Origin of the sequence: Mesobacillus jeotgali (genome assembly GCF_900166585.1) — a bacterium.
Lineage (GTDB): Bacteria > Bacillota > Bacilli > Bacillales > Cytobacillaceae > Mesobacillus > Mesobacillus jeotgali_A.
In genome coordinates this window covers 1,810,732-1,833,896 of record NZ_FVZC01000009.1, presented here as the reverse complement: position 1 = coordinate 1,833,896, position 23,165 = coordinate 1,810,732, and the positions used below count along the sequence as shown (strand labels likewise).

Annotated in this window: 24 protein-coding genes; 22 read left to right on the top strand and 2 right to left on the bottom strand. The window is 42.5% G+C overall.

Annotated features, from left to right (window positions below; translation table 11 throughout):
• Positions 1-29: 29 nt before the first annotated feature.
• The 4 genes from B5X77_RS19280 (at position 30) to B5X77_RS19265 (ending at position 3,117) form a co-directional block, all read left to right on the top strand.
• Positions 30-788 carry a menaquinol-cytochrome c reductase cytochrome b/c subunit gene (locus tag B5X77_RS19280; protein WP_079509540.1) on the top strand — a complete coding sequence of 253 codons (759 nt, stop codon included), beginning with the start codon at positions 30-32 and terminating at the stop codon, positions 786-788.
• A 125-nt stretch (positions 789-913) separates the two neighbouring features.
• Positions 914-1,516, top strand: a complete 603-nt coding sequence (locus B5X77_RS19275; RefSeq protein ID WP_079510313.1) for a lipoprotein heptaprenylglyceryl N-acetyltransferase LhaT — start codon at positions 914-916, stop codon at positions 1,514-1,516.
• Positions 1,517-1,586: 70 nt separating this feature from the next.
• On the top strand, positions 1,587-2,381 hold the full coding sequence (gene ypjB, locus B5X77_RS19270; protein ID WP_079509539.1) for a sporulation protein YpjB: 795 nt from the start codon (positions 1,587-1,589) through the stop codon (positions 2,379-2,381).
• 61 nt (positions 2,382-2,442) lie between these two features.
• Positions 2,443-3,117 carry a zinc metallopeptidase gene (locus B5X77_RS19265; protein ID WP_079509538.1) on the top strand — a complete coding sequence of 225 codons (675 nt, stop codon included), beginning with the start codon at positions 2,443-2,445 and terminating at the stop codon, positions 3,115-3,117.
• A 28-nt stretch (positions 3,118-3,145) separates the two neighbouring features.
• Here B5X77_RS19265 and B5X77_RS19260 read toward each other — a convergent pair whose 3' ends face one another.
• The gene (locus tag B5X77_RS19260) at positions 3,146-4,018 is read right to left on the bottom strand and encodes a YitT family protein (RefSeq protein ID WP_079509537.1); all 873 of its coding nucleotides are present in this window, start codon (positions 4,016-4,018) and stop codon (positions 3,146-3,148) included.
• Between the two features lie 325 nt (positions 4,019-4,343).
• On the opposite strand from B5X77_RS19260, the gene B5X77_RS19255 reads away from it, so the two are divergent.
• From B5X77_RS19255 to B5X77_RS19170, 18 genes are all read left to right on the top strand, one after another.
• On the top strand, positions 4,344-4,673 hold the full coding sequence (locus tag B5X77_RS19255) for a nucleotide pyrophosphohydrolase (RefSeq protein ID WP_139378392.1): 330 nt from the start codon (positions 4,344-4,346) through the stop codon (positions 4,671-4,673).
• A 15-nt stretch (positions 4,674-4,688) separates the two neighbouring features.
• Positions 4,689-5,489, top strand: coding sequence for a 4-hydroxy-tetrahydrodipicolinate reductase (gene dapB / locus B5X77_RS19250; protein ID WP_079510312.1), 801 nt, complete (start codon positions 4,689-4,691; stop codon positions 5,487-5,489).
• Positions 5,490-5,499: 10 nt separating this feature from the next.
• Positions 5,500-5,931: a methylglyoxal synthase gene (gene mgsA / locus B5X77_RS19245; RefSeq protein ID WP_079509535.1), complete on the top strand. Its 432-nt coding sequence runs from the start codon at positions 5,500-5,502 to the stop codon at positions 5,929-5,931.
• On the top strand, positions 5,912-6,628 hold the full coding sequence (gene bshB1, locus B5X77_RS19240) for a bacillithiol biosynthesis deacetylase BshB1 (RefSeq protein ID WP_079509534.1): 717 nt from the start codon (positions 5,912-5,914) through the stop codon (positions 6,626-6,628). The genes mgsA and bshB1 overlap by 20 nt, the downstream gene beginning before the upstream one ends.
• On the top strand, positions 6,625-7,764 hold the full coding sequence (gene bshA, locus B5X77_RS19235; protein ID WP_079509533.1) for an N-acetyl-alpha-D-glucosaminyl L-malate synthase BshA: 1,140 nt from the start codon (positions 6,625-6,627) through the stop codon (positions 7,762-7,764). Before bshB1 ends, bshA begins: the two co-directional genes overlap by 4 nt.
• Positions 7,761-8,957: a CCA tRNA nucleotidyltransferase gene (locus B5X77_RS19230; protein WP_079509532.1), complete on the top strand. Its 1,197-nt coding sequence runs from the start codon at positions 7,761-7,763 to the stop codon at positions 8,955-8,957. Before bshA ends, B5X77_RS19230 begins: the two co-directional genes overlap by 4 nt.
• The gene (locus B5X77_RS19225) at positions 8,930-9,925 is read left to right on the top strand and encodes a biotin--[acetyl-CoA-carboxylase] ligase (RefSeq protein WP_079509531.1); all 996 of its coding nucleotides are present in this window, start codon (positions 8,930-8,932) and stop codon (positions 9,923-9,925) included. Before B5X77_RS19230 ends, B5X77_RS19225 begins: the two co-directional genes overlap by 28 nt.
• A 240-nt stretch (positions 9,926-10,165) precedes the next feature.
• Positions 10,166-11,002, top strand: a complete 837-nt coding sequence (panB, locus tag B5X77_RS19220) for a 3-methyl-2-oxobutanoate hydroxymethyltransferase (RefSeq protein WP_079509530.1) — start codon at positions 10,166-10,168, stop codon at positions 11,000-11,002.
• Positions 10,999-11,847 carry a pantoate--beta-alanine ligase gene (gene panC, locus B5X77_RS19215; protein WP_079509529.1) on the top strand — a complete coding sequence of 283 codons (849 nt, stop codon included), beginning with the start codon at positions 10,999-11,001 and terminating at the stop codon, positions 11,845-11,847. Before panB ends, panC begins: the two co-directional genes overlap by 4 nt.
• 23 nt (positions 11,848-11,870) lie before the next feature.
• Complete coding sequence (gene panD, locus B5X77_RS19210) at positions 11,871-12,257, top strand: aspartate 1-decarboxylase (RefSeq protein ID WP_079509528.1); 387 nt, start codon at positions 11,871-11,873, stop codon at positions 12,255-12,257.
• 228 nt (positions 12,258-12,485) lie between these two features.
• Positions 12,486-15,278, top strand: a complete 2,793-nt coding sequence (gene dinG, locus B5X77_RS19205; protein WP_079509527.1) for an ATP-dependent DNA helicase DinG — start codon at positions 12,486-12,488, stop codon at positions 15,276-15,278.
• A 95-nt stretch (positions 15,279-15,373) separates the two neighbouring features.
• Complete coding sequence (locus tag B5X77_RS19200) at positions 15,374-16,204, top strand: ComEC/Rec2 family competence protein (protein ID WP_079509526.1); 831 nt, start codon at positions 15,374-15,376, stop codon at positions 16,202-16,204.
• 179 nt (positions 16,205-16,383) lie between these two features.
• Positions 16,384-16,554, top strand: a complete 171-nt coding sequence (locus B5X77_RS19195) for a YpmA family protein (protein ID WP_079509525.1) — start codon at positions 16,384-16,386, stop codon at positions 16,552-16,554.
• Between the two features lie 72 nt (positions 16,555-16,626).
• Positions 16,627-17,112, top strand: coding sequence for a cell wall elongation regulator TseB-like domain-containing protein (locus B5X77_RS19190; RefSeq protein ID WP_079509524.1), 486 nt, complete (start codon positions 16,627-16,629; stop codon positions 17,110-17,112).
• A 92-nt stretch (positions 17,113-17,204) separates the two neighbouring features.
• Positions 17,205-18,386, top strand: coding sequence for a pyridoxal phosphate-dependent aminotransferase (locus B5X77_RS19185; protein ID WP_079510311.1), 1,182 nt, complete (start codon positions 17,205-17,207; stop codon positions 18,384-18,386).
• 253 nt (positions 18,387-18,639) lie between these two features.
• On the top strand, positions 18,640-19,347 hold the full coding sequence (locus tag B5X77_RS19180; protein ID WP_079509523.1) for a DnaD domain-containing protein: 708 nt from the start codon (positions 18,640-18,642) through the stop codon (positions 19,345-19,347).
• A 116-nt stretch (positions 19,348-19,463) separates the two neighbouring features.
• Positions 19,464-20,114 carry an endonuclease III gene (gene nth, locus B5X77_RS19175; protein ID WP_079509522.1) on the top strand — a complete coding sequence of 217 codons (651 nt, stop codon included), beginning with the start codon at positions 19,464-19,466 and terminating at the stop codon, positions 20,112-20,114.
• Between the two features lie 39 nt (positions 20,115-20,153).
• Positions 20,154-20,489: a YpoC family protein gene (locus tag B5X77_RS19170; protein ID WP_079509521.1), complete on the top strand. Its 336-nt coding sequence runs from the start codon at positions 20,154-20,156 to the stop codon at positions 20,487-20,489.
• Between the two features lie 45 nt (positions 20,490-20,534).
• On the opposite strand, the gene B5X77_RS19165 is transcribed toward B5X77_RS19170, so the two are convergent.
• Positions 20,535-23,150, bottom strand: a complete 2,616-nt coding sequence (locus B5X77_RS19165; protein WP_079509520.1) for a penicillin-binding protein 1A — start codon at positions 23,148-23,150, stop codon at positions 20,535-20,537.
• Positions 23,151-23,165: the final 15 nt, after the last annotated feature.

The following is a 23,165-nucleotide window of genomic DNA, read 5'->3' as shown; positions in this document are numbered from 1 at the left end:
ACGATACGGAAAAAGGAGGGGATTGCTCGATGCATCGTGGTAAAGGTATGAAGTTCGTAGGAGACTCACGTGTCCCTGCAGAACGTAAGCCTAATATTCCGAAAGACTACTCGGAATACCCTGGCAAAACGGAAGCGTTTTGGCCTAACTTCTTGTTGAAGGAATGGATGGTCGGTGCCGTCTTTCTAATCGGATACTTGAGCTTGACCATTGCTCACCCGTCTCCGCTTGAGAGGATTGCCGATCCGACTGATACTGCTTATATTCCATTGCCAGACTGGTATTTCTTATTCTTATATCAATTGCTTAAATATTCATATGCTTCCGGTCCTTATACAGTAATCGGAGCAATGGTTATCCCTGGACTTGCCTTTGGAGCACTTTTACTTGCACCGTTCATTGACCGTGGTCCTGAGCGCCGTCCGTCAAAACGTCCGCTTGCGACAGGATTTATGCTGTTAGCGCTTGCTTCAGTTTTCTATCTTACATGGGAATCAGTAGCAACCCATGACTGGGAAGCGGCTGAAAAACAGGGGCAGATCCTGGATGTCGAAGTCGACAAGAATTCTGATGGATACAAAATCGCCCAGGCACAAACATGTACTTCTTGTCATGGAGGAGAACTTGCTGGGGGTGCCGCAGCACCAAGCTTGCTTGAAACAAAATTAAATGCTGAAGAAATTGCTAAGGTTGCCAAGAATGGTAAAGGAAGCATGCCTGCAGTATTCAAAGGAACGGACGAAGAACTTAAGACACTTTCTGAGTTTATCGACGGCCTTAGCAAATAATATCAAAAGAACCTGCAATGAATCTTGCAGGTTCTTTTTATTGCTGCTTTAATCAGAAGAACTTGGTTTATTTTCAATAAACTGTAATAATAGTGATAGAAAAAAGGAATGGAGCAGTAATGATGATGAAGAATTTATATCCTTTACTAGGGAACCGAGCTGTACTGTGGATGTTATTTTGGGTGAATGTCCTGGGGACTGCTTACGGTTATTACTGGTATAAATGGCAGCTTGTGGATACGCCTCCTCGTTTTTTGCTTTTTGTGCCTGATAGCCCGACTGCCAGCTTGTTCTTTGTCTTTGTTTTAGGGGCATTTTTATTGGGGAAAAACTGGCCGCTAATGGAGGCATTGGCGATTGTCAGCCTGGTGAAGTACGGATTATGGGCAGTCGTTATGAATTTAATGGTTTACTTCGTCTCCGGACAGCTGGATTGGATTGGACTCATGCTGATGGCATCCCATTTTGCAATGGCAGTCGAAGGTGTCCTATATGCGCCTTTCTATCGAATGAAACCATGGCACCTGATCGCTGCCGCTATTATCGTCCTGCATAACGAAATCATTGATTATGTTTTTGAAATGATGCCAAGGTACCATACGCTAGATTTATATATGGACCAGATAGGGTATTTTACATTCTGGCTGAGTATTTTCTCGATCGGTATTGGATATTACTTTGGCCTAAGGCCAGGCCGCTTCTCTCTTTCGCTAAAAAGATCTAGATAACCACCTGAATTATGGTCTAACCTTGTCCACCCTCTCATACATTTTAATAGTATTTAGAGGGGGGACAAAAATGAAAGCAAAATTCATTTTATTATTTTCGGTGCTGTTGATAATGGCGCCGTTCGCAGTATACGCAGAACCACAGTCGCCTGTTGAAGAGCTGGACAATATATCAGACCAGGCACTCCAGATGGTCAAGCTTCACCGATATGATGATGCTAACAGAATGCTTGAGCATTTTTCAGAAGAATTTTTGCTGGTGGCTGGCAATGGCCGTCCGTTTTCAATGGACGAATTGCGCATTATAACCGTAGCACATGATGAAGCATTGGAAGCAGTCGGGAACGTTGATCTTGGTCATGCAGAAAGGATGAACAGGGTGACAAAATTCCGGCTGGTAATTGATGCAATTGCCTCTACTCACCAACCGTTATGGGCAGAGATGGAAGGCCCGATCATGACGGTTTTTAATGATATGAAAACGGCTGCTTACGAAGGGGACAATGACCAGTTCCACTCCAACCTGAATTCATTCCTTGCCATGTATAATGTTATCCATCCAAGTATGAAGATAGATATCACTCCGGAAAGGATCCAAAAAGTCGATGCTAAAGTCAGCTTTATTGACCAGTATCGGCCACAGGTTCTTCAGGAGGCTTCCAGCCAGGAAGAGCTGGAGGCACTGGAATCGGATTTACAGAATATTTTTGATGATATGACCGAAGACGAAGCGGATCCCTCACTGTGGTGGGTAATGATTTCGACGGGAAGCATCATTATTCTTACATTGTCTTATGTCGGCTGGAGAAAATATAAAGGGAACAGCGAGAAAACTAGGGATGTCCAAAAAGAACGAAAAAATTGACAGCTTATCTAAGTGTTTATAAAATGGTATTAACAGCATGAGTAGTAAGAGGAGGTTCTAGATGTATTTAATTTATTTCGCGATTATTATTTTGATCCCATTATGGGCTCAATTCAAGGTAAAAGGTGCATACAAGAAGTACTCAAAGGTTGCATCTTCTTCACAAATGACGGGTGCAGAAGTAGCACGTAAAATCCTCGATGATAACGGCCTTTACAATGTCGGGGTTGAAGAAACCAGAGGTTATTTAAGTGACCACTATGATCCGCGTGCAAAAGTTGTACGTTTATCGTCAGGGAACTTTTTCGGCCATTCTGTTGCCGCAGCAGCAATTGCTGCCCATGAAGTTGGCCATGCCATCCAGGATGCCGAGGATTATTCATTTCTTCGATTCCGTCATGCTCTTGTTCCCGTGGCGAGTCTTGGCTCAAACTTCTCATGGATTCTGATCATGATCGGGATTTTCGCTAATCTAAGCGGCATGCTCCTGCTCGGTATTATGTTCATGGCTGCTGCCGTTCTGTTCCAGGTCATTACTCTTCCGGTAGAATTCAATGCATCTAACCGTGCTATGGATCAAGTGGTTTCTGCTGGAATCATCCGCAATGACGAAGAAAGAGAAACAAAGAAGGTTTTGAATGCTGCAGCTTTGACATATGTAGCTGCCGCAGCTGTTGCTGTTCTTGAATTGGTTCGTTTAGTAATGATTTACACTGGGATGACTAGTGAAGAATAAAAAAAATCCGGACATGTCCGGATTTTTTTTATCTTTCTAAAGGAAGTTTATTTTCGTCAAGCGTAAACCCTTCACCGAGCACGTCATGAACGACAGTAACCGAAACAAATGCGTGGGGATCAACTGAATTGATCACGCTCTTTAAACGTACGATTTCATTCTTCGCCACTACACAATACAGGACATCTCTTTCTGCTTTTGTATATGAACCTACGGCTTTCAGGCTAGTGACCCCGCGGTCCATTTCCTTCATTATTTTCGCGGCGATTTCTTCATTGCTATTCGATATGATCATCGCTCCTCTTGCAGCGTAAGAACCTTCCTGCATGAAATCAATCACCCTGGCTCCTACAAATACCACGACGAGAGTGTACATGGCTTCCCGATAGTTTAAATATGTAATTAGTGATAGAGTAATGACTCCAAAGTCGAACATAAACATTGTCCGGCCCATCGTCCAGCCAAAATATTTCTGTGCCAGTCTTGCGATAATGTCGACTCCGCCGGTCGTTCCGCCATAGCGGAAAATGATTCCTAGGCCAATTCCGATAAAGACCCCCGCGAACAGGGCTGCTAAAAACAAATCTTCATATAAAGGCATTTCAATTTGATACTTCTGGAAAACACCCAAAAAAATTGAAACACCTACGGTCCCGATAATGGTATAAATAAAAACATTCCGGCCAAGAAGCTTCCAGCCCAGGAAAAAAAGAGGCAGATTCAGGAGCAGGTTTGTAATGGAAGGAGACCAGCCAAACACAAAGTATAGCAAGAGAGTAATTCCCGTAAAACCGCCTTCGGCAAGGTTATTTTGCATATTGAAATGAACAAGGCCGAACGAGAATATAGCGGCACCAAGCAAAATGAACAGGATGTTTTTAAATTTAAGGCCACGAAGCAAGTTAATTCCCCCCTAGTACCAGGACTAATTTCTCCTGATTAAAACGCTTTTATTATATAAAATATAACCAATAAGGGCAATCTTTTACAGGAGGGGGAGGAACAGTCGGAATTTTCTATGTTCATGCTTGATTTTCCCTTGCTATTTTTTGTGATGTTTAATTTATACTTCATGATGGGGAGCCGGCAAAGTTATCAGATAGGTCTAAATTAGTCAATTTCCAAATAGTCCAATGAATTACCTTGAAATAAAAATATTTGTCAAAGCCTCTTCATTGAGCTAACATCGATATAGAAAAGCATACATAGAAGGTTGGGTGAATTTCTTGAGTAACAAAACGATGAAAGAACTCCAGCAGGAAGTGGACGCATACATAAGTCAATTCAAAGAAGGGTATTTCAGCCCCCTGGCCTTGACGGCACGCATGACCGAGGAACTCGGTGAGCTGGCCCGTGAGGTGAACCATTTCTATGGAGAAAAGCCTAAGAAAAAAGATGAAGATGAAAAAACAATTGAAGAAGAGCTGGGAGATATGCTGTTCGTGATGATTTGCTTTGCCAACTCTTTAAATATAGACCTTGAAGAAGCACATAACAGGGTGATGGAAAAATTCAATACAAGGGACAAAGACCGCTGGACAAGAAAAGACAGCTAAAGGAGAGGGAAAATGATGGGAAAAGTTAAAATTGTCATTGCAGGACCACGTGGGAGGATGGGAAAAGAGGCTGTCAACCTTGTACTAGGAACGGAAGCATACGAACTGGTGGGGGTCGTAGACCGTAAATTCGAAGGAATGAAAGTTGGGGAACTTGATGGTTTCCCGAATAGCGACGCTTTAATCTATACCGATTTTGAGAGATGTCTTCAAGAGGTCAAACCAGATGTTCTAATAGATTTGACGACCCCTGAAGTAGGGATGTTCCATACAAAAACTGCTTTGAAATACAAAGTCCGCCCTGTAGTGGGGACTACCGGTTTTTCGGATGAAGACCTGGCTGAACTCGAGCAGCTGTGCGCTGAACAGGAAACAGGCTGTGTTATTGCGCCAAACTTTGCTGTAGGGGCTGTTTTAATGATGAAATTTTCGCAAATGGCCGCGAAGTATTTCAGTGATGTAGAAATTATTGAACTTCATCATGACCAAAAACTTGATGCGCCATCAGGTACGGCAGTGAAAACAGCCCAGATGATCTCCGATGTCAGGGAAGCGAAAAAGCAGGGACATAAGGAGGAAAAAGAAACCCTTCAAGGTGCTCGAGGTGCTGATTATGAAGGAATGCATATCCATTCAGTAAGGCTTCCAGGTTTGATTGCCCACCAGCAGGTTCTATTTGGTGCGGACGGGCAGACACTTACGATTCGCCATGACTCCTACAATCGCAGCTCTTTTATGTCGGGAGTAAAGCTTGCTGTTGATACAGTCATGAAAATGGATGCTTTTGTTTACGGATTAGAGAATATCATCGAATAGGGGAGAACTTATGAATATTGCCTTAATCGCCCATGATAAGAAGAAGGATGATTTAGTGGGATTCGCAGTCGCGTATAAAGAGATTTTTGGACAGCATACATTATTTGCGACCGGAACGACTGGCCTGCGGATAATTGAAGCAACTGGGTTACAGATTCAGAGATTCCAGTCTGGTCCGCTTGGCGGTGATCAGGAAATAGGTGCCCGTATTGCAAACAATCAAATGGATGCAGTATTTTTCTTCAGGGATCCTTTGACAGCACAGCCGCATGAACCTGATGTTACTGCCCTCGTACGTCTATGTGATGTATATGCAGTCCCGCTGGCAACGAATATGGGGACAGCGGAAATTCTGGTTAAAGGCATTGAACGGGGCGATCTCGACTGGAGAAACATAGTGAAAGAGAAATCTGGTGATAAAAATGGTAGCAAAGAAGCTTGATATACTGGCATTTGGCGCCCACGCAGATGATGTTGAGATTGGCATGGGGGGAACGATAGCCAAATATGCAAATGAAGGCAAAGTCATCGGCATCTGCGATTTAACAAAAGCAGAAATGTCTTCAAATGGGACTGTCGAAATAAGGAAACAAGAGGCAATCAATGCTGCCCAGATACTCGGAGTATCAGGGAGGGAAACCCTCGACCTTCCGGATAGGGGCTTGTTCCTAAAAGATGAATACATAAGGGATATTGTTAGAGTAATCAGGCGTAATCGCCCGGAAATAGTCTTTGTACCTTTTTTTGATGATCGTCATCCTGACCATGGCAGCTGTGCCCGTCTTGTTGAGGAGGCGTTCTTCTCGGCAGCTGTAAGAAAATATGATGAGGAATCGGGTTTGGATGCCCACAGACCAAAGGCATTATATTTTTACATGATCAACGGTTTTCATAAGCCTGATTTTGTTGTGGATATATCTGACTTTATGGAGATCAAAATAAATGCCCTCAATGCTTATGAAAGCCAATTCAAGAAAAGTGATGCGACATTTGAGACACCGCTGGTAAACGGCTATATCGAAACAGTTGAGGCACGTGAAAGATTGTTCGGCAAAGAGGCTGGCGTCCATTTTGCAGAAGGCTTTATGGCAAAAAAACCGTTGCTGATCCATAACGATTTGTTAGGGGAAAGAAAATGAAGAAACTTAAAATCGGCATCACTTGTTATCCAACAGTTGGGGGGTCAGGAGTTGTCGCTACAGAACTAGGAAAACTGCTGGCTGAAAAAGGTCATGAAATTCATTTCATCTCCTCGAGTCTTCCTTTCCGGCTGAAAAAGATGTACCGAAATATTTACTCGCATGAGGTCGAAGTCAATCAATACTCTGTCTTTCAATATCCACCTTACGATATTGCTCTGGCCAGCAAAATAGCCGAGGTAGCTGTATTGGAGAATCTGGATGTTCTCCATGTACATTACGCTATCCCGCACGCTGTCTGCGCGATTCTGGCACGTCAGATGAGCGGCAGGGACCTGAAGATCGTTACCACTCTCCATGGGACAGATATTACTGTGCTGGGATATGACCCTTCTCTAACTGATGCAATCCGCTTTGGAATTGAAAAGTCAGATTATGTAACAGCTGTTTCAGAGTCACTGATTAAGCAAACATACGATTTAATCAAGCCGAAAAAAGAAATCGATTGTGTTTATAATTTCATTGACACCCGCGTCAACAAGCGTGTGGAATCCAGCGATCTGAGGAATGAGTATGGAGTTCTTCCTGATGAAAAAGTAATTATTCATGTTTCGAATTTCCGCCCTGTTAAAAGGGTGCCGGATGTAATCAAGACCTTTGCCGGGATTGTTGAGAAGTTGCCGGCAAAGCTTTTGCTAGTAGGAGACGGTCCTGAGATGAAAAAGGTTTGCGACCTTGCGAGTGAGCTCGGTATCCGGGATAAGGTACTGCTGCTGGGTAAACAGGAAAGAGTCGAGGAGCTGTACTCATTGAGTGATTTAATGCTCCTTCTCTCCGAAAAAGAAAGTTTTGGACTTGTTGCACTAGAAGCGATGGCTTGCGGTGTCCCATGTATCGGCACAAATGTCGGAGGGATTCCGGAAGTAATTGTGGATGGTGAAACAGGATATATTTGTGAATTGGGAAATATTGAAGAGTTTACTGAAAAAGCAGTAGAGATTCTTTCTAATCCGGACACTCACAAGCGCTTTGCGGCAAACTCCCTGCAACGCGCAGAAAAAGATTTCAGTGCTGAACAGATTGTTGCAGAATATGAAAATATTTATTACAGCCTGCTGGAGAATGATAAATCATGACAGCTAATCCGTTTGAACAGGCAGTACCCGTACTTGAATTAATAGAGAGCGCTGGGTTTGAGGCTTATTTTGTAGGTGGATCTGTAAGGGACCACCTTCTTGGACGTGAAATAGCGGATGTTGACATCGCAACTTCTGCTCTGCCTGAAGAATTGAAGCAGATTTTCAGCAAGACTGCTGATGTGGGAATTGACCATGGTACCATTCTGGTCCATCATGCGGGGAACCATTATGAAGTCACCACATTCCGTGCTGAAGCGGACTATTCAGATTTCCGCAGGCCTGACAACGTTTCTTTTATCCGTTCTTTAACGGAGGATCTGCAGCGCCGCGACTTCACAATGAATGCCATGGCAATGGACAAAGATGGGCATATCAGAGATCCATTCGCAGGAAGGGAAGCCATCAAGCGAAGGGAAATTGTCACTGTAGGCAACCCGGACGAACGTTTCGGTGAAGATGCATTAAGGATGCTTAGGGCAGTCAGGTTCCAGTCCCAACTAGCCTTCTCAATCGAAAAGCAGACTTTTGCATCGCTCGCTGTTCACGGCCATTTGCTCCAGAACATTGCGGTTGAGCGTAAATTGGTTGAATTCGAGAAACTGCTTGCTGGTCCAGGAAGGAAAGAGGCAATCCAACTGCTGGTAAAGAGCGGAATTTATCAGTATTTGCCTGGATTGGATGAGAGGGATAGCCAACTTATAAGTTTTTCTTCACATTTAACAACTGATTTAAAACTAGAGGAATCATGGGTTCTGCTTTTGTTTGAATTGGGTCTGGCACAAACAGAAATTGAGGATTTTCTCAGGGGATGGAAGCTGCCGTTACAAAGAATTAAGCGCTACAAGCATATTCATTCACTGCTTTTGAACAGACTTGATAATCAGTGGACTCTGGACTCAATCTACAAGGCAGGTCTGGAAGAGGCCATCTGTGCGGAAAAAGTGGCTGCGATGCTCCGTGATAAATGCTTTAAACCGGAAAAACTGGTCGAACTGTATGACATGCTGCCTATTAAGAATCGTCAGGAATTAGCGGTCTCGGGGAAGGATGTTATGGCTTGGACGAAAAAGCAGCCTGGGCCCTGGCTGCGGGAAGTGCTGGATAATATAGAACGATCTGTAATCAATGGAGATGTATCAAACGAGAAGGAGAAAATAAAGGAATGGCTGAACGCGTCCAATCAGAAATAAGGAAAAAATTGATCGATGCTTTTACCAATAATGAATCAGAGTACTTATCAGGCCAAAAATTGGCGGACATCGCTGGCTGTTCCCGGACAGCAGTTTGGAAACAGATCGAAGAACTTCGTAAAGAAGGCTTTCAATTTGAGGCAATCAGAAGGAAAGGGTATAAAATTGTCTCAATCCCGGCTGAAATGACTGCTGATAAAATCACCCTTGGCTTGAAGACGGAATTCCTGGGCAGAAATCTCCACTACCATGAGAGCGTGGAATCCACTCAAAAAATCGCCTATAAGTTAGCTTATGAAAATGCAGAAGAAGGAACGATTGTCATTGCCGAGGAGCAAACGGCCGGCAGAGGAAGAATGGACCGCAAATGGCATTCACCAAAATACACGGGTATATGGATGAGCATACTCCTTCGTCCTAAAATCCCTATCCCGAAAGCACCGCAGCTGACATTGATCACGGCAGTGGGTGTAGTACAGGCCATTGAGGAAGTAACAGGTTTATTGCCTGAAATTAAATGGCCTAATGATATTATGATAAACGGGAAAAAGATAACTGGAATACTGACAGAACTGCAGGCTGAATCAGACCGAATAAATTCCGTCATTATTGGAATTGGCATCAATGTCAATTCTGCGGAAGAGGATTTTCCTGAAGAAATCAAGCAAGTTGCATCTTCCCTGGCGATTGAGACAGGCAGGGAAATAGACAGGGAACAATTGATCAGGACGATTCTTGAAAAATTGGAGAAATTATATCTGCTTTACCTCGAGAAAGGCTTCTTCCCGATAAAATTAATGTGGGAAAGCTACGCAGTCAGTATTGGCAAGCAGATTACTGCCCGGACAATCACAGGGGAAATCAAGGGGAAAGCCATAGGAATCACCGAAGACGGAGTTCTTTTGATAGAAGATAATACAGGTACTATACATAATATTTATTCGGCAGATATCAAAATTGAAGGATAATTCCGTTATGTAGCCAAAATAAAACTGATTTGCTATAATCAATCTGGGCGGTATCGAGAGAACTGCACCAGAGTATTGATTGAAATCAAAATAGTTCTGCCTGGATCCGATTTCGGACTGGGACAGAGGGATGAAACAAGCGCAGACTTCAATGGGTCCTTCTGACATAGATGGGTCCTTTTTTAGTGTCTCGCATTGATGGATTGTTTTATCTCCTCTTCAGAAAAGGGAGGAAAGGAAATGAAACAGACAACAGATTTCTTGAAAATGAAGCAAACAGGCAGCAAGATTGTCATGGTCACTGCCTACGATTACCCATCAGGAAAACATGCTGAGCAAGCAGAAGCCGACATGATATTAGTTGGAGATTCACTGGGTATGGTAGTGCTAGGGTATGATTCCACGATTCCGGTTACGATGGAGGAAATGGTTCACCATTCAAAAGCCGTACGACGCGGAGCAGGCAATACATTCATTGTTGTCGATATGCCATTTATGAGCTATCATCTGTCAATAAAAGACACATTAATAAATGGAGCGAGAATCATGCAGGAGACTGGGGCGAATGCCGTGAAGCTGGAGGGTGCTGACGATGTCATTGACCATATCAGCGCCCTTACGAAGGCAGGAGTACCAGTCGTGGCGCATCTTGGCTTGACACCGCAATCTGTTGGTGTTCTTGGTGGCTACAAAGTCCAGGGCAAGAGTGCAGATGCTGCCAAAAAGCTGATCGATGATGCAAAAAGATGTGAAGAAGCTGGCGCGTTTGCCATAGTACTGGAATGTGTCCCTAAGCAGCTTGCTGAACAGGTCAGCAAAGCTCTTTCAATCCCGACAATCGGTATTGGAGCCGGCGCAGAGGTGGACGGTCAGGTACTAGTCTATCATGACATTATCACTTATGGAGTAGAACGTGTCCCTAAATTTGTGAAACAATATACCAATGTGAATGAACAAATCACATCCGGGCTGAGTGCCTATGTATCCGAAGTGAGGCATAAAGTATTCCCTGAAGATAAGCATACATTTACCATGAAAGAAGAAGAATTGCAGGCATTGTATGGAGGAAGAGAATGAAGATCATCAGAACAATCGCGGAAATGCAGGAACAGATGCTAAGATTAAAGTCCGAAGGAATCAGCATTGGCTATGTACCAACGATGGGATTTCTGCATGAAGGGCATATGTCTTTAATGGAAAGGGCTCGGCAGGAAAATGAAGCTGTGGTTCTGAGCATATTCGTTAACCCGCTTCAATTCGGTCCTAATGAGGATCTGGATGCCTATCCGCGTGATTTTGACCGTGACCATAGCGTAGCCGAGAGTCAGGGTGTAGATTATATTTTCTATCCCTCTGCGGAAGAGATGTACCCAAAAGATGCTTCAGTTCAAGTGTCCGTTGTTGATAGGACAAAAGTTCTGTGTGGCAAATCCAGGCCAGGTCATTTTGATGGTGTTGCTACAGTACTGATCAAACTCTTCAATATCGTTCAGCCAACCAGGGCATATTTCGGCTTGAAGGATGCCCAGCAGGTAGCCGTGGTAGATGGCTTGATAAAAGACTTTAATTTTCCGATAGAATTGATACCGGTCGACACGGTCAGAGAAGAGGATGGTCTTGCCAAGAGTTCTAGAAACGTCTATTTGATTGGTGAGGAAAGAGAACAGGCGGTAGAACTCAGCAAAAGCCTTCAGCTGGCGAGAACAGCAATTCAGGGTGGCGAAAGAAATCCACTTAAGATTGTCGACATGATGATGAGACATATTAATAAAAATACATCCGGTAAAGTGGATTATATAGAAATTTACTCCTATCCGGAACTGCAATCCTTAGAGACATTGACAGGGAAAATCATTATTGCCATGGCTGTAAAGTTCTCGAAAGCCAGACTGATTGACAATATCATTTTAAATGTAGAATAACTTATATAGGGGGAATAAATTCCATGTTCCGCACCATGATGAACGGTAAAATACATCGAGCAAGAGTAACTGAAGCAAATTTGAATTATGTAGGAAGCATCACGATTGACAGTGATATATTGGACGCTGTCGGAATGGTTCCTAATGAAAAGGTACAAATCGTCAATAATAATAATGGCGCCCGTTTCGAAACCTATATAATTCCTGGGGAAAGAGGCAGCGGAGTAGTTTGCCTGAATGGTGCTGCAGCCAGACTCGTCCACGAAGGCGATGTTGTTATCATTATATCTTATGCACTGATTCCTGAAGAGAAGGTAGCGACTCACCAGCCAAAAGTTGCTTTGATGGATGAAAACAATCGAATCGTCGAAATGATTCATGCTGAACCTGAGAAAACGGTATTTCTATAGGACCAGGAAACTCCCGAGTATCGGGAGTTTTTTCTTACATAAATAAGGTGAATATTCATCACACGAACTTCCAGCCACTAACTATGACATGAAGCGATTTTGGTGATACTATGCTTAAAAGGAACAGGCAGTATATTAACTTTGAAAAAACTAGTAATGCTCTGGCTTTTACTTTCATATTTTTTGTGATACGTTTTGTTTGACTGAATGTTAGAGGTGTATTGAAGAATGAGCCAAAAATTTGTTGTAGTAGATTTAGAAACAACCGGTAATTCCCCTAAAAAGGGTGACCGGATTATACAGTTTGGAGCAGTATTGATTGAGGGCGGGCAAATTACCGGCAGGTTCTCCTCGCTTGTCAATCCATTGCAGGAAATACCGGTTTTCATTGAAGAGCTGACCGGCATTTCCGATTCAATGGTAAGTAATGCTCCATTATTTCAGGAAATCGCTCCGCAGGTTTCTGAAATGCTTGAAGACGCTTATTTTGTGGCTCATAATGTATTATTTGACCTTTCCTTTCTGCAGGAAGAATTATTGAATGCTGGTCAGGAAGGTTTTTATGGTCCTGTTATAGATACAGTAGAAATGGCGAGAATCCTCTATCCGACTGCTGACAGTTTTAAACTGACAGACCTTGCTGCAAAGGAGGAACTGCGCCATGATCGTCCGCATCAAGCAGATAGTGATGCCCAAGTTACAGCAGAGTTGCTGTTGATCATGCTAGATGCTGTGAAATCCCTTCCTATGGTCACGGTCAAAGAGCTGGCAAAGCTTTCAGAAGGTCTTAAAAGCGACCTTCATTTGATTTTTGAAGAAATACTAAAAGACAAGGAAAGCAGACTCGAGACTTTGCCTGAGGAAATTGAAGTTTTTCGCGGAATTGCATTAAGAAAACGGCCAGTAATCGGCAATGTTGAATACCAGGTCATAGACTTTCCCGGGGCAATAGAAGAAAAGCAGGCTTTACTTCAAAAAGCACTTACCGGGTTTGAAGCAAGGCAGGGACAATTTTTAATGATGGACCTCGTCTATGAGGCTTTCTTGAAAGGCGGCCATGCTTTGATTGAAGCTGGAACTGGTGTGGGTAAGTCACTAGGGTACTTGATCCCAGCAGCTATTTACTCATTGGAAAACAAACAGCCTGTGGTGATCAGCACTTATACGACCCAGCTGCAGGAACAGCTTTTGACAAATGATGTTCCTAAGCTGAAACAGGCACTGGGCAGGAGATTGAATATATCATTGCTCAAAGGGAGAAGTCACTATATTAGCATGGCTCGCTTTGAGCAAACTCTAAGGGAAATAGAAGAAAATTATGATACTGCACTAACAAAAATGCAAATCCTTGTCTGGCTGACACATACTGAAACTGGTGATTATGATGAGCTCAATTTGTCGAGTGGCGGCATGCTTTTTTGGAATAAAGTTAAGAATGATCATTCCTTTTTCATTAAGGCAAAACAATGGGAGGAATTTGACTTTTATAAAAGGGCGATCGATAATGCGCAAAATGCAGATTTGCTCATAACCAATCATTCGATGCTTCTCGCCGACCTTGTTTCTGAAAAGGGTAAGTTGCCGAAGTATGAGCATGTTGTCCTTGATGAAGGACATCAATTCGAAAAAGCAGCAGGGAAATATTTCGGGGAGTCCCTCGATTATATCGCTGTCAGGCTGGTGCTTAATCAAATAGGGCTGTTTGAACAAAATCAGCTGTTCTATAAGCTGGAAACCATAATGAACAATGATGGCGTTCTCGGTGCTGAACGGCTTCACACCTTTGAAATTAATCAATTGATTTCCGATTTAGTATATGAAACCGATGAACTTTTCAAGCTGGCAGGCACATATGCAAGAAAATCGATTAAAAATAAGGCTTCTGGCAGCAAAATTCATGCAAGCTTGGTTCCAGATCGGGAAAATCGTTTCTGGACGGCGTTGAAAACAACTGCTGAAAGATTTTATTTTCACCTAAAGGATTTAATTGATGCATTAGAAAAAAGATTGGAAGATGCCTGGAGAAGTCCGGATAGCTTTACTAGAAAGCAACGAGCGGTTTTGGAAGAGGTAGTGCAGGTCAAAGAAGATCTGGATCAAATCTGCCAAACTGCAAAAACCCTTTTTAAAGATGATAACAGCCATGTTAGATGGATTGAAGCGGATACCAGGTCATTGCAAAATTCGACGGCTATTTTCTCTCGCCCCGTTAACGTCTCTGAGTATCTGGCAGAGAAATTCTTTACACGAAAGAAGAGTGTGGTCGTGACTTCTGCCACTTTATCGGTTAATCAATCCTTTAGTTTTATTAAAAGGGAATTAGGGCTAAAAAACGTGATGATAGAAAAGCAAATTCCATCCCCTTTTTCCTATGGATCACAAATAAAACTGGTTGTCCCAGATGACTTGCCAGATATAAAGACGGTGTCGGATGACGACTATGTTGCGGCCATCACAGAGCATATCATCTCCATTGCTGAGGCAACAAGGGGCAGGATGCTGATTTTGTTCACCTCCCATGAAATGTTGAAAAAGACATATAACCTAATAAAGGAGAGCGGCCTTCTAGAGGACTTTGTCCTGATTGCCCAGGGTATAACAGCTGGCAGCAGGACTAGATTAACGAGGAATTTCCAACGATTCGATAAAGCAATCCTATTTGGTACCAGCAGTTTTTGGGAGGGAGTCGATATACCAGGTGAGGATCTTTCATGCTTGATTATTGTCAGGCTGCCTTTTTCACCGCCGGACGAACCTCTTACTGCTGCAAAATGTTCGTTAATAAAAGAGAATGGCGGAAGTCCGTTTTCAGATTTATCACTCCCTGAAGCCATTTTGCGTTTTAAACAAGGATTTGGAAGGCTGATCCGGACTTCTGATGACCGAGGCCTGATTTTCGTTTTTGACCGAAGGCTGGTAACAACAAAATACGGGAATGCCTTTATACGTTCAATACCCGACGTTGCTGTCGAAGAAAAATCAATAACAGAGATTGTCGATTTGGTTCATAGGTGGCTGTAACAGCAAGCCAGCTCTCATTCAAGTTTTTCAAAAGTCCTTATATAATTTCAGCTAAATAACACACTCTAAAGCTAGAAGTAATTGGAGGAGTGTATATGAAGCTGATATTGGCAATCCTAGTATTCATGAATTGGTACTATATCCCGTATGAATCTCCTTCTGCTCCTGTCGAAGTAGAAGGGGTCGATGTCAATCTTAAAAAAGATGAGCTGGCTTTTACATTTCTCGCACTGAGTGATGGGGAGGCTGTGCTGATTCAGTATGCAAGTGGAGAGAACATCCTGGTGAATACGGGCGGCAAGGGTACAGTGAAGGAGCTGGAAAGGCTGCTCGCTCTCTTTCATGTAAAAAATTTAACTACAGTTATATTGACTTCAAGTTCAGGACTGGAGAACCTTCCTGAAATAATCGAGAAATACAAGGTTCGTAAAATTGTGACTGGAACTGCTGGTGGCAAAGCAATCACCGGAATTGACTACCCTGTTGGATTGAAAGTGGAAAACTGGAAGCAGGGTCACCTGCAGAAGTTATTGCCTGGTTTGACAGCAGAAGTTATTTACGATGGGTGTGAGGAAAAAGAGGGGACCGATATTTCCTTTCAATTTTTTCACCATCAGATATTTCATATTAGTTCAGCAAGCCATAAATCTGAACAAGCCTTTCTTGCCCAGCCTCTAAAGAACGTCAATATCATTAAGCTGCCTGAGTTTGCAGCAAGAGGATCTTTTTCGGATTTATTAATTGAGCATCTAGATCCTGAGCTAGCAGTCATTTTCAAATCCAATTCCACGAAACCTGATCCTAATTTGGTAGAAATGCTCCATGAGGCATGGATTGATGTTTATTTCACAAAACAGCATGGTACTGTTACAATAAAGTTTACCGACTCTACTTATGATGTGATCACAATTATGAATGAAGAATAAAAACTTCGCATCAATTGCGCAGTCGTTTTTGATGTGTGGACTGGAAAAGTTTTTTTGTGTGCTGATATATCCTTACAGCAAAGACTATCACCTGATATAATGAGTGGTGTTAATTGTATTGTTGCCAGCATGAAGCTGTTATATAAATGACAAAAAATGTGCAGGGAGAGAGTTGCAGGATGGAAAGCAAAATCGAAATCATTTCTACAGTAAAGGTACAAAATAGTCCGGATTTATATAAAATAGTTGATGCCCTTAACAGGTCATTGAAGCGTGATGACCTGATGTTTGGACTTGCGTTGGATCAGGAGGATAAAGAGAAAGCGGTCTTTACCATTTACCGAACCTAAATGAGACAAGATAAATTCTGAGACTTTTGCCGTCGCGTAACGAGGATAAGCTTACATAAAGAAGGGATACATGTGAAAAAGTGGATTTTACTCGGTGTTCTCTTTGTTGCAATCATCACTGGAATTCTGGTGAATGTTTACTTCAATGCGGTTGAACCAGTCGATGCCGCTGAAAAAAAGGCTGTTGAAATTGCAATGAAGGAAACCAGCCTGTCAGATTTCACTGACTTCAATCTGTACAGTGGAGAGGAAACATATTATGTGATGACAGGGAGAAATGCCAAAAACGAAGACGTTTACGTCTGGATCAATGAAAAAAATAGTCAACTAATCACGAAAAATGCCAAAAATGGTATCACGAAAAAAGAAGCTTTAAATAAACTATATCAGGAAAAAAATCCTGATCAAATCATTGATGTTAGACTTGGTATGGCAAGAATCAAAAAGACGGACAGGCCAGCCTGGGAAATTTATTACCGAAACAGCAGCAACAACATCAATTACTACTATGTCGACTTTGAAACAGGCGAAAAATTAAGGGCCATTGACAATTTATAAAGCTGCGGCAATGGTTACTCAAGGCCATCAAAGATTTTATGTTTAGCATAGTGAAAATTCTTATAGTAAAAATAGGAGGATAAGGGATGGAGATTCAGTTAGCAGGCAGAGTGGGAGCACTCACTCCTTCATCAACATTGGCCATTACTGCCAAAGCAAAAGAATTAAAGTCACAGGGAAAAGATGTAATCGGACTTGGAGCAGGGGAACCTGACTTCAATACACCGCAGCATATTATCGATGCTGCTGTAAAATCCATGAATAAGGGTTTCACAAAGTATACTCCTTCAGGAGGGCTTCCTGAATTGAAAAAGGAAATTGCAGCGAAGCTTAAGACTGATCAGGGACTTGATTATCAACCGAACGAAATTATAGTAACCAGTGGGGCAAAGCATGGCTTATATACTCTTTTTCAGGTTCTGCTTAATGAGGGTGATGAGGTCATCATTCCAATACCTTATTGGGTCAGCTATCCAGAGCAAGTCAAGCTTGCGGGTGGTACCCCTGTTTATCTTGAGGGGCTGGAACAAAACAATTTCAAGATAACACCGGACCAGCTGATGGAGAAAATCACTGAAAAAACAAAGGCCGTGATCATCAATTCCCCAAGCAACCCTACGGGAATGGTATATTCAAAAGAAGAACTGCAGTCGTTGGGTAATGTTTGTCTTGAAAAAGGCATCCTGATCATTTCAGATGAGATCTATGAAAAATTAATATACGGAGATGCACAGCATATTTCTATTGCACAGCTTTCCGACGAGCTCAAAAAGCAGACAATCATTATTAATGGTGTATCCAAGTCTCACTCAATGACTGGCTGGAGAATTGGCTATGCAGCTGGGGACAGCAAAATCATTAAGGCAATGACAGACCTTGCAAGCCATAGCACCTCAAATCCGACCACGCCTTCACAATATGCAACGATTGCAGCTTACGCTGGGTCACAGGATGCGGTGGAAATGATGCGTTCTGCTTTTGAAGAAAGGCTTGAAATCATTCATGGTAAATTGAACGCCATTCCAGGAATCAGCTGCATTAAACCACAGGGAGCATTTTACCTTTTCCCGAATGCGAAAGAAGCTGCTGTTTTGGCAGGCTGCAAAGATGTCGATGAGTTTGCGGAAATACTGCTGACTGAAGCGAATGTTGCCGTTGTTCCGGGATCTGGCTTTGGAGCACCGGACTATATGCGTCTTTCCTATGCAACATCTCTTGGCCAACTAGAGGAAGCAATCAGCAGAATTCATGACTTTGTTAACAGTCGTGCATAAATAACAGACGGAGAACTGTGAACCGGTTCTCCGTCTGTTTTTAAAAAGCAGCTTTAGGGCTTATTCTTATTCTTCAGATCCCGCAGAGAGTGAAGTATTTGGAACGAAAATCAACAGTTTTGTTCAACAGTTCTGATGGTTAAATAAGAAGCAAATTTTCGATATTTTTCGACTAATTTCCCTTTTTAATCTTTTCCTATTTTATTACCAGCCGGGCTTGTTCATGCTATACTATGAAAAGAGGTGTCCGGGAATGAAAAAAGCAGATATGTTAGAATGGCTGAAAGAAGGGAATGTTACGATCCCTGCAGCATTGCTTACGCAGTACAAAGAAATGAGATTAAACGAACAAGAATTGGCATTATTGCTCCATGTTTTTTATTTTTCTGAAAAGGGAAATGAATTCCCTACTCCCATGGAACTTGCAGCCCGCATGACGATTTCCGCTTTCGAGTGTACTGATTTACTCCGAGCACTGATTCAGAGAGGCTTTATATCGATTAATGACGGCAACTCAACTGATGGTATCAGATATGAAAAATACTCACTCGAACCGTTATGGGAAAAGCTGTTTGACCAGTTCATGCTAAAACGTAAGCACGAGAAAGAGCTTATGGAGCAGAAGGAAGAAACAGATTTATACACAGCATTCGAAAGAGAATTTGGACGGCCATTATCACCTTTTGAATGTGAGTCTCTAGCCATGTGGATGGATGATGACCACCATGATCCGATCATCATTAAAGCCGCACTGAGAGAAGCAGTTATATCTGGAAAATTGAATTTTCGGTACATAGACCGGATTCTTTTTGAGTGGAAAAAGAATGGAATCAAGACAATCGAACAGGCTAAAAGCTACGGAAGGAAATTCAGGCAGCATCAGAGTACCTCAAAGGCAGGGAAGGAAGAGCCAAAAGTTTCCGCAAACCCAGTACCTTTTTATAACTGGCTTGAACAGTAATTGTTACGAGAGAATTCATTCATTCTCTCTTTTTTATTTACTTATACTTAGCCGAAATATAAAGCATGATATGAAAATACCATTATTGGTCGCGAACAGGAATGGGGTGAGCAAGTATGTTAAACAGACAGCAAATCAGGTTTTGTCTTGATGAAATGGGCAGGATGTTTCCAAATGCACACTGTGAGCTGATCCATTCAAATCCCTTTGAACTGGTTATTGCAGTTGCATTGTCGGCCCAATGTACAGATGCACTTGTCAATAAAGTAACCAGGAATTTATTTCAAAAATATAAAACTCCAGAGGATTTTTTAGCTGTCCCAATAGAGGAGCTGCAGCAGGACATCCGCTCAATCGGTCTTTTTCGAAATAAAGCTAAGAATATACAGAAGCTTTGCCGAATGCTAATCGATGAGTATGGCGGTGAGGTCCCTGCTGACAGAGATGAATTGACAAAACTTCCTGGTGTAGGGAGAAAAACAGCTAATGTAGTGGTTTCCGTCGCATTCGGAATACCTGCCATTGCAGTTGATACACATGTTGAGCGTGTCAGCAAACGGCTGGCTATTTGCCGTTGGAAGGACTCGGTCCTCGAGGTGGAGAAGACGTTGATGAAAAAGGTACCTGAGGAAGAATGGTCAATTACTCATCACAGGATGATTTTCTTCGGACGATATCATTGTAAGGCTCAAAATCCACAATGTGAGACATGTCCTTTGCTCGAGGTTTGCAGAGAGGGTCAAAAAAGGATGAAAACTAAAAAGTAAGATGCCCTGCTATTTTTTCTTGAAGAGAGTGACATAGCTATGGAGAAAATACTCAGTGAATGGAATCGATACAATTCAGAACTGGCACATTATTTTTCGAACAGAGATAGTACCAGTGCGCTACCGGTCATGAAAAAAGCAATAGCGTTATTCAAAGATTTCCTTTTCATAACCAATGGCCTGAATGAAGAATTCCACTCCTTAGGTGATTGTACAATCAAACCGGTTAATGTCGCTGAAAGGTTAGCATTCATTTCCTCGAGGCCTGGTCTATTTCATTCCTATAAACAGCTGGCTGAGCTATTTGCTGAACAGGAAAAACAGTATGCCAGACAAACCGCCCTTAATACAGCAAAAAATAAACGCCCTGAATAATCAGGGCGTTTATTTTTATAGTTTTACGACAACCGGAAGAGGAAATTAATTACCATTTCCGGTTCCGTTACCACCATTATTGTTATTATTTCCAGTGCCGCTTGTATTTCCAGTGCCGCTGGTATCGCCGGTATCGCCGGTATCGCCGGTATCACCGGTATCATTTTCACCGCCGCCAGTGTTACCCTCGCCGTTTCCTTCGCCGTTTCCTTCGCCGTTTCCTTCACCGTTTCCTTCACCATTACCGTTTCCATTGTCACCTTCGCCATTGCCTTCTTCCTCTTCACCATCATCAGGCAATGATAACTCTGGCACTTCAATTTTAAGTGCAGCAGGCTCAGAACGTTGCTCACCACGGATCGCTGTAACTTTGAATGAATAAATACCGCCTGGAACTGCGTTAGCAATTTTCACACCTGTTTCAGCAGTTGTAGTTAATTTTTGCTCAGGGCCTTCATCCAATGAAGCGGTAACCTCAAATTGGACATTTTCCTTATTTTCTTGCTTGAAATCCCAGGTCAGGATGATTTCATTTTTCGATTCATCATATTTGGCTTCAAGCTTTGAAGGGGCTTCAAGCTTTTCGAATTTCTTGGAAGTTTCCTTTGGCATATTTCCTTTTACTGCCCACTCATAAAGGATTTGATCCTTTGGTGTGTAATCACTGGCGAGCTTGGCTGGCATAGTGCCTTTTTCAATCTTTACTTTTTCGACACTCTTTGGAACTGTGAAATCTGGAGTATCTACATCATTCGATACATAAGTCATCAGATCCTTAAAAAGTGTCTGGGATATTTTTTGCTCCTGGCCATATAATGCTGTCTTTCTGTCTTTGTATCCTGTCCACACTGATGCCGTATATCGTGTGGTATAGCCGACAAACCAGGAATCTGGCACACCGCCATTTTTTATTCCCCAGTTATTGATTTCCTCTTGAGTGTAATTGGTTGTTCCTGTTTTACCTGCGACATGAAGGTTCGGAATATTTGCGTATGTCGCACCTGTTCCCTGCTTAATGGCTGTTTTTAGCATATCTGAAATCATGAAGGCGGTGTAATCTTTCATGACTACTTCAGTTTCAGGAGTAAGGTCAATTTCTGTTTTGTCGCGAAGAACGACTTTTTTGACTGAGTATGGCTCTGTAAAGAATCCGTTGTTTCCGAATGCGGCATATGCACCTGCCATTTCGATTGGCGCAATTTCATGTGCACCGATTGATGCAGATTCATAGATAGGATCTTTTAGGGTCAATCCAAGGTTGACACCGAATTCCCTTGCTTTTTCTGCACCAACCGCCTGGAAAGCCTGAAGTGCTGGAATGTTGATTGACTTAGCGAGTGCCATTCTCATCGTCATAATCCCATTATACTTGTCATTCCAGTTGCCAATTGGTTCGCCGTTCGAGTATGTCATTGGCTTATCTTCTAGCATATGATAGGTACCCCAGCGTAAATGCTCAATCGCCGGTCCATAATCGAGAATCGGCTTGATCGTTGATCCCGGCTGTCGTTTGACATCAATAGCATAATTCAGACCACGCTTAACCTGCTGGTTCCGTCCGCCGCCAATCGCACGTATTTCACCGGTTTTTGTATCCAGCAAAGTGATGCCTGCCTGCATTTCATCATTAGGGTATTGCACTGCAGCATCAGTAGTAAGAATTTTTTCTACATGGGTCTGTGCGTTTGGATCTAATGTTGTATAGATATCAAGTCCATCGGAGAAAATATCAAAATCGGTTTTCTCGGTCACTTCTTCGATAACCATGTCTACAAAGGCATCGAATGGTTTTTCATCTTTGTTTTTCCTGTTTTCTTCTTTGACAAGGCTAGATTCTACAGGAATCTTTTGGGCATTTTCTTTCTCTTCCTTTGAAATGAATCCATGCTGGTGCATCAGGGATAGAACGATATTCCTTCGCTGTTCAGCTTTTTCAGGATTCGTGAAAGGATTGTAATTGTTTGGGCTTTGCGGCATACCTGCTAACAAAGCAGCTTCATGAAGTTCCAGTTCATCTAAATCTTTATCGAAATACGTCTTGGAAGCAGTCAGCACACCGTGCATGTTTTCTGACATATAGATCTTATTGACGTACATTTCGAAGATTTGGTGTTTTGTATATTTTTGTTCCAGCTGGTACGCAAGCCAGGCTTCCTGAGCCTTTCTGGAGATTGTCTTTTCAAAGCCAAGGAAGTAGTTTTTAACTACCTGTTGGGTGATGGTAGAAGCACCCTCTGAACCAAAGCCATTCGTGACATTGGCAATGACTGCTCCACCAAGACGGATAACGTCTATGCCGTTATGCTTGTAAAACCTGACATCTTCAGTCGCCAAAAAGGCGTTTTCGACAAGTTTGGGTATGTCTTCATAGGCGACGTAATCCCTGTTCTGTGAACCTACTTCTGTTATGAGCTTTTTATCTTTATCATAGATTTTGGATGATATAGGGTCTTTAAGTAAGGTTTCGTCGAGCTTTGGCGTATCCTGTATCATGAATGCAAAGGTAGCGATACCAGTCAGCATGCCAATGATGCCAAGCGCAATCAGCGTCAGGAAAATCTTCTTGAACATTCCTTTATTCGCTTTTTTGCCTTTAGTTTTCTTGTTCTTGACTGCCTGCTGTCTGCGTCGCTCCTCTCTAGTTTGAGGTTTTTGTGCCATATATAGTTCATTCCT

Bases quoted from the DNA above. Each gene is read 5' to 3' on its own strand.
- B5X77_RS19165 (WP_079509520.1), bottom strand. From the start codon at position 23,150: ATGGCACAAAAACCTCAAACTAGAGAGGAGCGACGCAGACAGCAGGCA.
- B5X77_RS19275 (WP_079510313.1), top strand. From the start codon at position 914: ATGAAGAATTTATATCCTTTACTAGGGAACCGAGCTGTACTGTGGATG.
- panB (WP_079509530.1), top strand. From the start codon at position 10,166: ATGAAACAGACAACAGATTTCTTGAAAATGAAGCAAACAGGCAGCAAG.
- dapB (WP_079510312.1), top strand. From the start codon at position 4,689: ATGGGAAAAGTTAAAATTGTCATTGCAGGACCACGTGGGAGGATGGGA.
- panD (WP_079509528.1), top strand. From the start codon at position 11,871: ATGTTCCGCACCATGATGAACGGTAAAATACATCGAGCAAGAGTAACT.
- B5X77_RS19200 (WP_079509526.1), top strand. From the start codon at position 15,374: ATGAAGCTGATATTGGCAATCCTAGTATTCATGAATTGGTACTATATC.
- ypjB (WP_079509539.1), top strand. From the start codon at position 1,587: ATGAAAGCAAAATTCATTTTATTATTTTCGGTGCTGTTGATAATGGCG.
- B5X77_RS19225 (WP_079509531.1), top strand. From the start codon at position 8,930: ATGGCTGAACGCGTCCAATCAGAAATAAGGAAAAAATTGATCGATGCT.
- panC (WP_079509529.1), top strand. From the start codon at position 10,999: ATGAAGATCATCAGAACAATCGCGGAAATGCAGGAACAGATGCTAAGA.
- B5X77_RS19265 (WP_079509538.1), top strand. From the start codon at position 2,443: ATGTATTTAATTTATTTCGCGATTATTATTTTGATCCCATTATGGGCT.
- nth (WP_079509522.1), top strand. From the start codon at position 19,464: ATGTTAAACAGACAGCAAATCAGGTTTTGTCTTGATGAAATGGGCAGG.
- mgsA (WP_079509535.1), top strand. From the start codon at position 5,500: ATGAATATTGCCTTAATCGCCCATGATAAGAAGAAGGATGATTTAGTG.
- bshB1 (WP_079509534.1), top strand. From the start codon at position 5,912: ATGGTAGCAAAGAAGCTTGATATACTGGCATTTGGCGCCCACGCAGAT.
- B5X77_RS19170 (WP_079509521.1), top strand. From the start codon at position 20,154: ATGGAGAAAATACTCAGTGAATGGAATCGATACAATTCAGAACTGGCA.
- dinG (WP_079509527.1), top strand. From the start codon at position 12,486: ATGAGCCAAAAATTTGTTGTAGTAGATTTAGAAACAACCGGTAATTCC.
- B5X77_RS19230 (WP_079509532.1), top strand. From the start codon at position 7,761: ATGACAGCTAATCCGTTTGAACAGGCAGTACCCGTACTTGAATTAATA.
- B5X77_RS19195 (WP_079509525.1), top strand. From the start codon at position 16,384: ATGGAAAGCAAAATCGAAATCATTTCTACAGTAAAGGTACAAAATAGT.
- B5X77_RS19280 (WP_079509540.1), top strand. From the start codon at position 30: ATGCATCGTGGTAAAGGTATGAAGTTCGTAGGAGACTCACGTGTCCCT.
- B5X77_RS19180 (WP_079509523.1), top strand. From the start codon at position 18,640: ATGAAAAAAGCAGATATGTTAGAATGGCTGAAAGAAGGGAATGTTACG.
- bshA (WP_079509533.1), top strand. From the start codon at position 6,625: ATGAAGAAACTTAAAATCGGCATCACTTGTTATCCAACAGTTGGGGGG.